The sequence below is a fragment of the Embleya sp. NBC_00896 genome, assembly GCF_045207785.1.
GTDB lineage: Bacteria > Actinomycetota > Actinomycetes > Streptomycetales > Streptomycetaceae > Embleya.
Genome location: NZ_CP108777.1, coordinates 886,513 through 898,789, shown reverse-complemented (window position 1 = coordinate 898,789; position 12,277 = coordinate 886,513). Strand labels below are relative to the sequence as shown.

Annotated in this window: 11 protein-coding genes; 1 reads left to right on the top strand and 10 read right to left on the bottom strand. The window is 72.5% G+C overall.

What is annotated here, in order from left to right:
- Positions 1-8: 8 nt before the first annotated feature.
- On the bottom strand, positions 9-1,097 hold the full coding sequence (locus tag OG928_RS37250) for a DUF5937 family protein (RefSeq protein WP_331766420.1): 1,089 nt from the start codon (positions 1,095-1,097) through the stop codon (positions 9-11).
- Positions 1,098-1,196: 99 nt separating this feature from the next.
- Between OG928_RS37250 and OG928_RS37245 the strand changes: the two genes are divergently transcribed.
- A complete protein-coding gene (locus tag OG928_RS37245; RefSeq protein ID WP_331766419.1) occupies positions 1,197-2,570 on the top strand; it encodes an MFS transporter in 1,374 nt (457 codons plus the stop codon).
- A 91-nt stretch (positions 2,571-2,661) separates the two neighbouring features.
- Here the strand turns inward: OG928_RS37245 and OG928_RS37240 are convergent, their stop codons facing one another.
- The 9 genes from OG928_RS37240 to OG928_RS37200 all read right to left on the bottom strand — a co-directional run bounded on the left by OG928_RS37240 (position 2,662) and on the right by OG928_RS37200 (position 11,391).
- Entirely contained in the window at positions 2,662-2,859 is a 198-nt protein-coding gene (locus OG928_RS37240; protein WP_331766418.1) for a hypothetical protein, read from the bottom strand.
- A 173-nt stretch (positions 2,860-3,032) separates the two neighbouring features.
- Complete coding sequence (locus OG928_RS37235; protein WP_331766417.1) at positions 3,033-3,503, bottom strand: hypothetical protein; 471 nt, start codon at positions 3,501-3,503, stop codon at positions 3,033-3,035.
- Between the two features lie 245 nt (positions 3,504-3,748).
- On the bottom strand, positions 3,749-4,519 hold the full coding sequence (locus OG928_RS37230; RefSeq protein ID WP_331766416.1) for a maleylpyruvate isomerase family mycothiol-dependent enzyme: 771 nt from the start codon (positions 4,517-4,519) through the stop codon (positions 3,749-3,751).
- Positions 4,520-4,637: 118 nt separating this feature from the next.
- Positions 4,638-6,710: a SpoIIE family protein phosphatase gene (locus OG928_RS37225; RefSeq protein WP_331766415.1), complete on the bottom strand. Its 2,073-nt coding sequence runs from the start codon at positions 6,708-6,710 to the stop codon at positions 4,638-4,640.
- A gap of 388 nt (positions 6,711-7,098) precedes the next feature.
- A complete protein-coding gene (locus tag OG928_RS37220) occupies positions 7,099-7,494 on the bottom strand; it encodes a hypothetical protein (RefSeq protein WP_331766414.1) in 396 nt (131 codons plus the stop codon).
- Complete coding sequence (locus OG928_RS37215; protein WP_331766413.1) at positions 7,491-8,165, bottom strand: ATP-binding cassette domain-containing protein; 675 nt, start codon at positions 8,163-8,165, stop codon at positions 7,491-7,493. The genes OG928_RS37220 and OG928_RS37215 overlap by 4 nt, the downstream gene beginning before the upstream one ends.
- A complete protein-coding gene (locus OG928_RS37210; RefSeq protein WP_331766412.1) occupies positions 8,117-9,154 on the bottom strand; it encodes a substrate-binding domain-containing protein in 1,038 nt (345 codons plus the stop codon). The genes OG928_RS37215 and OG928_RS37210 overlap by 49 nt, the downstream gene beginning before the upstream one ends.
- Positions 9,151-10,263 carry a class II histone deacetylase gene (locus tag OG928_RS37205; RefSeq protein WP_331766411.1) on the bottom strand — a complete coding sequence of 371 codons (1,113 nt, stop codon included), beginning with the start codon at positions 10,261-10,263 and terminating at the stop codon, positions 9,151-9,153. The genes OG928_RS37210 and OG928_RS37205 overlap by 4 nt, the downstream gene beginning before the upstream one ends.
- Before the next feature lie 90 nt (positions 10,264-10,353).
- Positions 10,354-11,391 carry a LuxR C-terminal-related transcriptional regulator gene (locus tag OG928_RS37200; protein ID WP_331766410.1) on the bottom strand — a complete coding sequence of 346 codons (1,038 nt, stop codon included), beginning with the start codon at positions 11,389-11,391 and terminating at the stop codon, positions 10,354-10,356.
- Between the last annotated feature and the right edge of the window lie 886 nt (positions 11,392-12,277).

The window sequence follows — 12,277 nt, the reverse complement described above, 5'->3', positions numbered from 1 at the left end:
TCGGCGGGTCAGCGCAGCACGGCCGTCATCAGGTCGGGGCCCAGGGACGCGATCGTCGCGGTGTCGAGGTCGTACAGGACGTATCGGCCGCGCCGTTGTGTGGTCAGGAGGCCGGCCGTGCGCAGTACGGCCAGGTGGCGGGAGACCTCCGGGGCGGTGAGGTCCCATGCCGAGGCCAGTTCGCCCGTGGTGTGCGCGCCGAGGGCGAGCGTACGGACCAGGCGGAGCCGTACCGGATGGGACAGTGCCTCCAGACGGAGCCGGATCGACTTCAGGGGAGCCGGTTCCGGGTCGCCACCCACCACAGCGACCGGATACTGCAGCACCGGGCGCCACCCGTGTGCGTGCACCACGACCAGGTGCGGCCGGCCGAACACGGTGGGGATGAACGTCACCCCGTCGCCCGCCGCGGTGGTCGCGTTGTCCTGGAGCTTGTCGATGACGATCCGCTGCTTGGCCTCGTCCAGTTCGATGGCCCGGGAGACGGATGCCAGCGTCTCGGCGACGCCGCGCCGGGCCAGGAGGTCGGCCTTCAGGCGCAGATCCGCCGCGAGCCGCGGCTTGATCCGGGCCCAGTTCGCGCTGAAGAAGGCCGGCCCGCAGTCCTCCAGCGTCCGCCGCACCCGGGCCCGGACCAGCGGCGGATCCGCGAGCAGCCGCTCCGCGAAGGACACCTGGCGCGGTCCGCGCGCGTGGGCGAGATCGAGGGCGCGCTCGCGCGTCACCCGGTCGGTCAGCGGTGACGGCAGGGCGAACAGCAGCCGGTCGCTGCCGCAGGTTGCGACCAGCGCCGCGGATACATAGGTGGCGTCGTCGAGGCGGTCGACCGCGTCCAGCTCCGCCTCCAGCGTCGCCCCCGGTCGGGCCGGCAGCAGGAAGTCGGCCCGCGACGCGCGCCACAGGTACTCGGCCTCGAGCAGGCGCTCGGCCAACTCCGGCTCCAGCGCCGCCCGGGTGTCCGCCACCCAGGCATGGTGCTCCGGATGATGCGCGGGCTCCGCGAGGACGTGCAGCATGGCGGTCAGTTCCGCCAGCGGGGACGCCGCGAACAGCATGCGCTCCGGTGGGACTCCGGCGATGTCGACGGTCAGGCTCACGTCGCGCATCATCGCAGGTGGGCGTGCGGGTGCCGGCATGGATTGACGACAACGGTCAATCGACGTGACCGGCTCGGAGCGGGCGGCCACGGTGGCGCCATGACCACCACCCCACCGGCGCCGACGGCCTCGACCGCCCCCGCCGTCCCCACCGCTTCCGGCGCTTCCGGCCCGGATGTCGCCGCCGGGCGGTCCGCCGAGCGGCCCGCGCGGCCCCGGCTCGGCGAGCTCATCCGGGTATCGGGCGGGCCCCGTTACGCCGTGGCGCTGGGCGTGGACGCCTTGGGCTCGGGGATGCTGCGGCCCTTCCTGCTGCTCTACGGGATCAAGGTGCTGGACCTGGGCGTGACCGCGACCGGTACGGCGATGTCGCTGGGCATGCTGCTCGGCCTCGCCGCGGTGCCGTTCCTCGGGCGGTGGATCGATCGCGGCGCTCGCACAGCGGCGGTCGCCGCCGCCATGGCGATCCGCGTCGTGGGCGTCGCGGCGCTGCTCACCTCGGCCGCCCTCGGTGGCTTCGCCGTAGGCGGGTTCGTCGTCGCCGCGCTGTTCCTGGGGATCGGCGACCAGTGCTGGCCCCCGGCGCACGCCGCGCTCGTCGGTACGCTCGCCGACGACCGGCGCCGGGACGCCGCGCTGGCCGCGGGCCGTTCGCTGCGCAACGCGGGCCTGGGCGCGGGTGCGCTGATCGCGGCCGTGAGCATGACCGGCGGTACGGGGGCGTTGCGGGCGCTGGCCGCGGTGACCGCGGCGGGCTACACCATCGCCGCCGCGCTGGTGTGGTCGATGCACGTCACCGCCCCGCGCCCGCGCCCGCTCCCCGGACCGGGACCGGTCGCGGATGCGGACTCCGCGCCGGTCGGTCGCGGGCGAGTCACCGCGCTGGATGTCGCCAACCTGCCCTACGCGTTCTGCTTCAACGTCCTCGAAGTGGCGCTGCCCGCCGTCCTGGTCACCCAGCTGCACGCGTCCCCGGCCTGGTCCGCGGGCATCTTCGTCGGCAACACCGTCATCGTCGTCACCACCCAGCTCGCCATCGTCGTGTGGATGTCCCGCTACCCGCGCCGCTCGGCGATGGCCGGCTCCGGCCTCGTGCTCGGCGTCTCGTACCTGGGCTTCTGGGCGGCCGGGAGCATCGGCGGCGCGGGCGCGGCGGCGGCCGTCACGGCGGTGTCCGTGCTGTACACGGTCGGCGAGATCATGTACACCGGCAGCGCCACCGCCCTGATCATCGCCACCACCCCCGAGCACCTGCTCGGCCGCGCGCTGGCCCGCTTCCAACTCACCAGCGGCGTCGGCATGGCGGCGTCCCCCGCGGTGCTGATGGCGCTGTTCGCGTGGGGGCCGGGAGCGCTGTGGGCCACGCTCGCCGCGGCGACCCTGGCGGCCGCCGTGGTGGTCCACCGCCGGGCTCCCGACGACCGGGCGATCGCGCCGGTCGCGCCGGTCGCAACCCCCTCGGCCTCGGCCTGATCGAGCCGGGTACGCGTCGGGTGAGGGCGGCGTCGAAGCGTGGGCGGGTGCTCGGCGCGGTGCGCCTACGCCTGGGGCCGCGCCGGGCCGGTCACGCGGTGCCGGCGTCGCCGCGACCGGCGTTCTCGTACACGCGCTCGTCCGTGATCCGGGGCAGGAGGGGTCCCATGTCCGACAGGACCTCCGCCACGAGTCGCTCGAAGTCGGCGTTGTCGAGCCACTGGGGCTCGGCCTCGGATCCGGCGTCGGGCTGCCGCTGCTGCTCGTCCATGAGGGTCGATGCTGCCACGCGACGAGTCGGTTGTGTACCAAGGGAGAGGAAACCACGGCCGGTCGGCCCCGGGAGGCCGGGCCCGACCGGGGGCTTTCGGTGCCGGGGCGGTCGCCGCATGCGCAGGATCGCGGCGGCCCCGCCACCGACCGCAACGCCTCCCGCGGGAGGGGACGTTCGGCCGGGGCGGGTCAGTGAGCCGGTACCGGGGCGGCCAGCCGGACGGCCGCGATGCGGTGTCGGGGGAAGGACGTGGGGTCGGTCAGGCGCAGCCGGAGGGTGTAACCGTGGGCGGGCTCGGGGCTGTCGCGTTCCAGGGTGCCGGTGACGCAGTCGATGGTCGCGGCGTCGGTGTGCCGGACGAAGAACGCCGGGCCGGCGACGGCGGCGAGCAGGGCGATGGCGTCGGCGAGCAGCCGAGCGCTGCGGGGGTGGGTGTGTACGACGTCGATCGCGTAGATCCGGCCCGCGAGGATGTCCGTACCGATCAACCGCCATGGCGAACCGGGCAGATCGCACGCCACCCGCAGCCGAGGCAGCAGATCCGTGTGCGGGTCCCGCCTCGACCACTGCGGGTCTATCGCGCGCTCGGCAAGGTCGTGCAGTGCGCGCAGGGGCGCCTCGGCATCGTCATGCGCTCCGGAGATATCAAACGACTCCATAGAGCTACTATACGATTACTCTCTATAATCGTCCGGGTGACCGCCGCGTTCCGGTTTTCGGGCGCGCCGCCCCGGTTCCCAGGGACGAGGCGTTTCGGCACTCGGCCGGGCCGGATCGGGTGCAGTACGTCGGCGGTGCCGTTGGTGGCGAAGGCGATGGCGATGGCCGTTGGTCGCACGTCGCGAACACCCTCGCCATGCTCGGCGTCGGCTCCCGCGACGAGGTCGCCGGTGCGGAGCACGGATCAGGCGAAGGCGACGTGGCCCAGCCAGGAGTCCAACAACTCCGTGTCGCCGAGGATTTCGATGCCCTCGCCGGGCACGGCCTTGCGCCGGTAGATCACCAGCAGCAGGTCCGTCAGCGATCCCCGCACCGCCGCGGCCGCCGGCGCGGGGTCCGTCCCCCGGCGCCAGACGATGACGTCCCCCGTGAGGTCGACGAACCAGGCGGCCTCGGTGTCCGTCGCCTCGAACCCGAGAGTGCGGCCCGGGCCGAGCAGCTCCCGCTTTTGCGGCTTGTAGTCGAAGTGCTGCGGGAGCGCGTCGAGTTCCATCCACTCGTCGATCGCGTCGAGCGCGAGGTCCGGCGACACCACGAATCCCGTGCCGGCCGCCAGGGTCGCGTCGGCACGGTGGACGAGGCTCTCGTGGGTGAACCGGCGTGCCCAGAACGAGGTGGTCGCATAGTCGAACGGGGCCCAGACCTCGGCGTCCGGCCCGGCGGCGCGCAGGGTTTCCGCGAACCGCGTCGCGCCCTCGAGGAGCCAGTCGACGGGCAGCTTGGCGGAGTCGTCGCCGTCGAGCTTGCGGACCTGGTCGTCCGGCAGGAAATCGGTCGCGCGGGTCCGGACGATCTGCTCCGCCCAGCGATGCCCGCCACCGATGTGTCGCACCAGGTTCCCCAGGCTCCAGCCGGGGCAGGACGGCACGGGCGCGCGCAGGTCCGCGGTCGCGAGGTCGGTCGTGAGCAGTTCGGTCTGGTGCACGATCTCGGCGCAGTGGCGGTCGAAGTCCATCAGTGAGTGCCCTCTCGTGCGGTCGGGCCCGGTCTCGTGGACCGGGTGCTGTCACGAGATGGTCGGAGCCGGGGTCGGATTCTCGACATCCGTCCGCGATGCCGGGACGGTCGACCCGTCACGGGCCGCTCGCCGCGTCGGAGCCCGGCTGATCCGGGTCGAGCGCCTGTTCGGTCCAGATGGTCTTGCCCGTGGCGGTGTACCGACTGCCCCATCGGGTGGTCAATTGGGCGACGAGGAAGAGGCCGCGGCCACCCTCGTCGGTGTTCTGGGCCCGGCGCAGGCGCGGCTGGGTGTTGCTCGGGTCCGACACCTCGCAGACGAGGACGTGCCGGCGGATCAGCCGCAGCCCCACCGGGCCGCCCGCGTAGCGGATGGCGTTGGTGACGAGTTCGCTGACCACCAGCTCGGTCGTGAACGCGAGGTCGTCGAGCCCCCAGGCCGCGAGTTGCGCGCAGGCCAGCTCGCGCGCCCGGCCGACCTCGGCGGGGTCGGCGGCCAGTTTCCACGTCGCGACGTCGTCGGCCGGGATGCTCTGGGTGCGGGCGATCAGAAGCGCCACGTCGTCCCGGCTGCCGGTGGGCAGGAGGTCGGCCAGAATCCGATCGGCGATGTCGCCCAGGGGGCGCCCGGTGCCGCAGTCCCGCAGCTGTTCGCACAGCCGGTCCATGCCCACGTCCACGTCGCGACCGCGCTGTTCGACCAGCCCGTCGGTATAGAAGGCCAGCAGGCTGCCGGGTTCCAGAGTCAGCTCGGCCGTCTCGAACGGCATGCCGCCCACGCCCAGCGGCGGGCCGGGGGAGAGGTCCACGAACCGGACGTCGTCCCCGTTCGGCGACACCACGGCCGGCGGCGGATGACCCGCCCCGGCAAGGGCGCACCGACCGTCGACCGGGTCGTACACCGCGTACAGGCAGGTGGCGCCGAGGACCGGTTGCCCGCCATCGGGGTCGGCCTCGTCGGCTTCGGCCGACAGGCTGATCACCAGGTCGTCCAGATGAGTCAGCAGCTCGCCCGGGTCCAGGTTGAGGTCGGCCAGCGTCAGGACCGCGGTACGCAGCCTGCCCATGGTGGCGGTGGCACCAAGGCCGTGCCCGACCACGTCGCCGACGACGAAGGCGACCCGGAGCGAGGACAGCGGAATCACGTCGAACCAGTCCCCGCCCACGTCCGCGCCGCCGCCGGCCGGGAGGTAGCGGCCCGCCGTCTCGGCACCGGCGGTGTGCACCACGGGGCGCGGCAGGAGGCTGCGCTGGAGGGCGAGGGTGGAGCGGCGTTCGCGCGTGTACCGGCGGGCGTTGTCCACGCTCAACGCGGCGCGCGAGCAGACCTCCGCGAGCACGGCGGCGTCCGCGGCGTCGAACGGTGCGGGGGTGTCGGTACGCCACAGCGTGGCGCAGCCCAGGATCAGGCCGCGCGCGTACAGCGGGACGGCGACGGAGGAGTGCGTGCCCTCCGGGATGGTCAGCCGGCTGAGGTTGGCGTCCAGGCTCAGGGCCTGGCGCAGGGCGTCCATGTCGTCGGCGATCGACGGTTCGCCGGCCATCAGGGGCTGCATCGGCGTCGGGTCCGGCAGCGGCGGGAGGGTGCGCCCGGCCGGCAGCAGGTCGGGCGGCCAGGTGCCGTCGCGGGTGATCGCCGCGACCCGGCGCAGGCGCACGTTGGCGGCGTCGCGGTACGAGGGCGGATCGTTGCCTTCGACGACCTCCTCGGCCAGGTCCACGGTCACCAGGTCGGCGCAGTCCGCCACCAGGATCCGGGCCAGGACGCCGGCGGTCTCGCCGACGTCGAGGGAGGCGCCGAGCAGGATCGCGGCGTCGTGGGTGAGGTCCCGGTGGCCCCGGCTCGCGGCGGGGCGGTCCGCGTCCGGCGTGATGGTGACCAGCCAGTGTCCGGCGGCGACCGGGGTCGGGAGCGGTGCGGCAGTGAACGCGACGGGCAGCGGTACGCCGGACGGGTGGGGAAGCATCGCGTGGCCGCGGGTGAGCGCGTCGCCGATGCGGTCGCGCCAATCGGCGGGGGTGGCCAGGAGGTCGCCCAGGGGCAGGGCGCGGACGTCGTCCGGGGTGCGGCCGAGCAGGTGCGCGGTGGCGGGGTTGCCGTAGACGACCGCGCCGGCGTCGTCGAGGATTGCGACGGCGGGGTCTTCGTACGCCTGTGCGGTGTTGCCGTGGGCGGGGGGTGCGTCCATGGTTCCTCGCTGTCCGCCCCGAGGCGTGTGGGGTGAAGCCCCGTCTCTTTCATTGTGGTGCCGGTGGCTTCGCCCGGCAGCTTGGGTGGCCTCAAGCGCCGGCCGGGCTGAAGGGTGGCCTCAAGCGCCGGCCGGGCTAAAAGGTGACCTCAGGCGTCGGTCGGGCTGCTTGGCCTCAAGCGCCGGCCGGGCTGACAGGTGGCCTCGCGCGTCGGCCGGGCTGGGTTGGCCTCAAGCGCCGGCCGGGCTAAAAGGTGACCTCAAACGCCGGCCGGGTTGCTTGGCCTCAAGCGCCGGACGGGCTGAGAAGTGGCCTCAAGCGCCGGATGGGCTGAAAGGTAGCCCGTCCGGTGTTTGAGGACGCCCTCGGCCTTGGGCCGGCAGTGGGTCAGGTGAGGGTGATGGTGGACAGGGTGGTTCCGCAGAGGCGGATCGGGGTGGTGGGGTTGGGGGCGGGGGCGTGCCAGGTGGTGGTGGTGTCTGGGGGGAGGAGTGCTTGTGTTGTGGTGTCGGTGGGGCCGGAGGCGGTGGTGAAGTGGATGGTTATCGTGATGTGGGCCGGGCTGGTCGAGTGGTTGCGGATCGTTCCGGCTGCGCCGGAATTTCCGCACTCGTCGATGAAGACGACCAGCTGTCGGCGGAGCTCGTCGACGGAGGACACGTCCCGGGCCTCCCTGGCCCGGTCGCCGGGGATGTAGAGCAGGCCGCACGCGGTGAGCGCCTGGGCGCCGAGCAGGACGGCGGCGGTGCGGGCGATCGTGGTCGCCTTGGTCGTCGTTCTCATCCCACGCCTCGCAATGTGACGTCGGCTCCGGTGATGAGGCCGACGAGGTCCTGACCGGTGAGTCCGTCGATCGATCGGTCGGCGGCGACCGTGCCGTGCCGCAGCACGACCACGCGCGAGCACACCTCCAGGACGTGCTGCATGCTGTGGCTGATCAGCACCACGGCCACGTCCTGGTCGGCGAGCCGGCGACACAGGTCGAGCACGTGCGACGCCTGCTCCACGCCGAGCGCGGCGGCCGGCTCGTCGAGCAGCACGATGTGGCTGCCCCACGCGACGGCCCGGCCGACGGCCACGGCCTGGCGCTGCCCGCCGGACAGCGCGCCGACCTCCTCGCGGAACGACGGGATCCGGATCCGCAGCCGGTCGAGGGTCGCGCCGGTCCGTTCCTCCATCGCCTTGTGGTCCAGCCACCCCAGCCGCCGCAACAGTCCCCGGCCCCGGACCAGTTCCCGCCCGAGGAAGAGGTTCGCGGTGACGTCCATCGACTCGACCACGGCCAGGTCCTGGTGCACGGTCTCGATGCCGAGGGCGCGGGCCTTCTCCGGTGTGCCGAGGTCGGCCGGTCGGCCGTCGACGAGGATCTCGCCGGCGGTCGGTCGCAGCGAACCGGACAGGCACTTCACCAGCGTGCTCTTGCCCGCGCCGTTGTCGCCGAGCAGCCCGACCACCTCGCCCCGGCGGACGCCGAAGCCGACTCGGTCGAGCGCGCGGACGGCGCCGAAGTCCTTGACCAGATCCCTGACTTCGAGGGCTGGTGCGTCGTCCGTGCGGCGGTGAACTGGAAGATGCTGTCGCCGCCGCGGGCGATGAGTTCGACCACCTCGCGCTCGCCGTTGATCCCGCCGACGTACACCTGACCGGGGCGGGTCGAGGGGTTCTGCTTGTACGCGCGATACGCGCCGAGCGCGCCGGCGTCGACCTGGGCGAGGACCATGTCGAGTCCCGGATCGGTGCGCAGCCAGGTCTCGACCGTCTCCTGGGCCGATTGCGGGTCCTGGGCGCAGTCCTTCTCCAGTGGCTTCTTGCCGGTGAGCGCGACGATGCGGTCCTTGGGGATCTCGGTGCGCTGCTGGATGGCCGGCGGGGCGAAGCTGCAGGGCAGCAGGCCCCAGGAGAAGTCCTTGAAGTCGCCGTGGAACTTGTTCCGGAGCCAGGCGACGGCGTCGTCGGCCTCCAGTTGGCCGGCGGTGCGGTCGTCGAAGGTGATCGCGCCGTCGGCGTCGGGGTGTTGGAAGGCGTACGAGACCATCGCCACGCCCTTGGCGCGGCCCTCGCGCACGACCCGGTCGTACGCCTTGCCGTCGCCGCACAGGCCGAGGAAGGTGATCGCGTCGACCCCGGTGGCGAGGTAGTTCTCCAGGTCGCGGATCTGGTTCTCGCACTTGGAGCGCGCCTGGCCCTCGACCAGCGTGACGCCGAGTTGGCCGGCGCGCTTCTTCGCCGGGTCGGCCGGCAGCGCGTTCAGGGGCGTGTCGTCCATGCCGACGCTGAAGCCGAGCCGGACCCGGCCGAGGTCGCCGTCGGGCGGGCCGGCCGGTCGCGGGCCCGCGTCCTCGGTGCAGCCGGTGATCAGCGCGAGGCAGCAGCCGAGCAGCAGCGCGGTGGCCGCCAGGCGCGGGCGCGGGCGCGGGCGGACGCGCGGGATCGCGGTGGTCATGTGCGGTCCCGTGCGGGTACGGCGATGGCCGCGTCGATGGCGTCGCGCTGGTGCGGCTGGAGGTCCTGGCCGGCGAAGCCGCTCACGATCGGCAGGAACGGGTCGTCGAGGGTGCGTACGCCCGCGAGCGTCTCCATCACGGCCAGTCCGCAGAACGGCACGTATGTCGGGTTGTAGCCGCCCTCGTGCGACATCGCCACGCGTCCGCCGCACAGCTCCGCGGCGGTGTCCAGGAGTCGTGTGGTCAGTGCCCGGTAGCCCTCGGAGGTGACCATCTGATGGGCCATCGGGTCCATCGCGCTCGCGTCGAAGCCCGAGGCCACCACGATCAGTTGGGGCCGGAAGGCGCGGAGCGCGGGGGTGACGACGGTGTCCATCGCGTACAGGTACGCGCCGTCCCCGGACCCGGCCGGCAGCGGCACGTTGAGCGCGGTGCCCAGGCCCTCGCCCGTGCCGCGTTCGTGGCGCCGGCCGCTGTGCGGCGGGAACACGTCGTCCTGGTGCAGCGAGATGGTCAGCACTCGGGGGTCGGCGTAGAACGCCTTCTGGGTGCCGTTGCCGTGGTGCACGTCCCAGTCCAGGACGGCCACGCGTTCGAGGCCGTGTACCGCCAGGGCGTGGTGGACCGCGATGGCCACGTTGCCGAAGACGCAGAAGCCCATCCCGCGCCCGGGCTCGGCGTGGTGGCCCGGGGGACGGACCAGCGCGTAGGCGTTGTCCACGCGTCCGGCCAGCACCGCGTCGACGGCCTCGACGGCGCCGCCCGCGGCGAGCGCGGCGATCTCGTATCCGCCCTGGCCGAAGGGGCTCAGCCCGTCCCCGGCGTCGCCGCCCTTGGGGAGCAGACTCTGCGCCTTGACGCGGTCCAGGTGGGCGCGGTCGTGGACGCGGAGGATCTCCTCCTCGGTGGCCGGTCGCGGCCGGACCCGGACCAGGTGGTCCATCAGGCCGGAGACCACGAGGAGTTCGTGCAGACGGCGCTTGGTGTCGGCGTTCTCGACGTGCGCCAGCGGCTGGATTCCGGCCTGCGGATGCGAGGGGAACAAGCCTGCGTGGGTGCCGGTGTCGTGCCAGCCGAAGATCTCGTGGTAGACGTACCCGGTGGTCATACGGTCTCCTGTCCGCTCGGGGAGTCCGGCGATGTGGAGACAGCTTGGGCGTCGGGACCCGGCGCGCGGGTCCGTGAGACTACGGACGCTTCAGGCGCGGATCAGGGGTCGGGACAGCGGGTCCCGGGTGAGCACCGCGACGTCGCCCAGGCGTCCCGGTTCCGGTGCCGGGCGCAGCAGGCCGTTGCGGGCCGCGAGGGCGGCGAGCTCGCTGCGCGAGGCGCAGCCCAGTTTCGCGAGCAGTCGTTCGACGTACGTCTCGACGGTGCGTCGTCCGATCATCAGCTGCGCGGCGATGACGGGGTTGGCCAGGCCGCCGGCGATGCCGGTGAGGACGTCCACCTCGCGGAGGGTGAGGCCGCTGTCGTTGGCGTAGGGGCGGGTCATCAGCAGGACGCCGGCCCGGTTGCAGTGGTCGGTGCACACCAGGACGACCTGGTGCCAGTCGCGGCCGTCGGACCACAGGAAGGCCAGCGTGCGCTTGCGAAGCGCCGCGAACGCGTGGGCCAGCGCCGCGATCGTCTCGTCCCGGCTCAGCGGGCTGTCGGCCCGCCCGGAGAGTGGCACGCTGCGGCCGTCGGCGGTCAATCTGTTGCCGGTCCAGTCGGCGTCGAAGGAGGCGTCGAGCTGGGGATACCGGTACGGGTCCACGTGCGGGGCCAGGATCCTGGCCACCTCGGCGACGAACGCGCGGGCGGGTTCGCCGAAGGCGGCGCGTCGGGTGGCGCTCATCTGGATGAAGCCGACCGCGCGGCCCTCGTCGCTGCGCAGGCAGGTGCCCAGGCCGTCCTCGAAGCCGGCGGGGTTGAGCCAGTCCCGGAAGTGCGGTGAGGTGCGGAAGCCCAGTCCCCGGTCGTCGATCAGCAACGGTCGTGGCGACGCGAGCAACTGCCGCCCCCACATGGTTCGGGGCATCGCGACCAGGTCGGCGGAGACCGCGCGCGAGTAGCCGCGCTCGGCCGGCACCACGAAGCCGCCGGTCACCGGATCCCACCCGTTGACCTGTACCGCGCAGGCCCTGGGCACGGCCGAGGTGAGCGCGTCGAAGGCCAGTTCCCAGTCGGCCCCGCCGGGCCGGTTGACCGCCAGGCCCATGCCCACGGCCGCCGCGACTGCGTGTCTGTCCATGTGACCTCTTCCGGCCCGGCCCGGCCCGGGAGCGGTCTCTCCGGGACATCTCGGAAGATATATTGTTTGGGTTCAAATAATGTTCCGAGTTGGTAAAGCTTGGGACACGGGCCGGTGCCCCGTGCGGGGGGCGACGGCGGCGAGACCGGGCCACCGGCCGGGCGCGATCGGGTCCGCGCGCGGGTCCGCGATCGGTCGATGGGCGCCCCGTGGCCGGAAGTCGCTCGACGAGGGGTCGGCGTTCGATCCCGGTCGGTGAGACGGGCGACCCGAATGATGGACGGCAGAGGTGGGGGATCCCGCCTGCGGTCCGTTCCCGTTCGCCGCCGACGAAGCGGTGGATCAAGATTCGCGGGCCGGAACCCGACTTCCGGAATCTCGACATGCGGACGCATTTTCTCAGCAGTGAATTCCCTGTCGGGTATCACCGGGGGCCGGCCGAAAACGATGGGCGGGCCGGGCCGGGCCGGAAAAGATTCCATGTCACATCCATGCCACGGCGACCGCGCGGAAAGTTGACAGGTTCGATAATGCGCGGGCGGTCGCTTTCTCGAAAAAACTTCCCATCGGTGGAATACGACCGGTTCGAGACGAGCCGGGATTGCCCCTCCGACACTCGGGCGAACCCTCGCGAAATGCGTCTGATCAGGGCAGGAACAACCAGTCGGGCGGGGTGCTGAGGCGGTGTCGACCGCAATACGCGCGATTCGCGCCGATATTTTGGAGGTTTATCCGACGGCTCGCGCAGCATCGAGAAAGACCCCTTGACAGGTCAAAGTCTGCGCTTAAGTATTACTGGCGTTTGCCTGCCCGGTGAACTTTCGACGTAGGAGGTTTTCGAATGTCCGCGATCGTTTCCACCCTCAAGCACACGAAGTACATCATG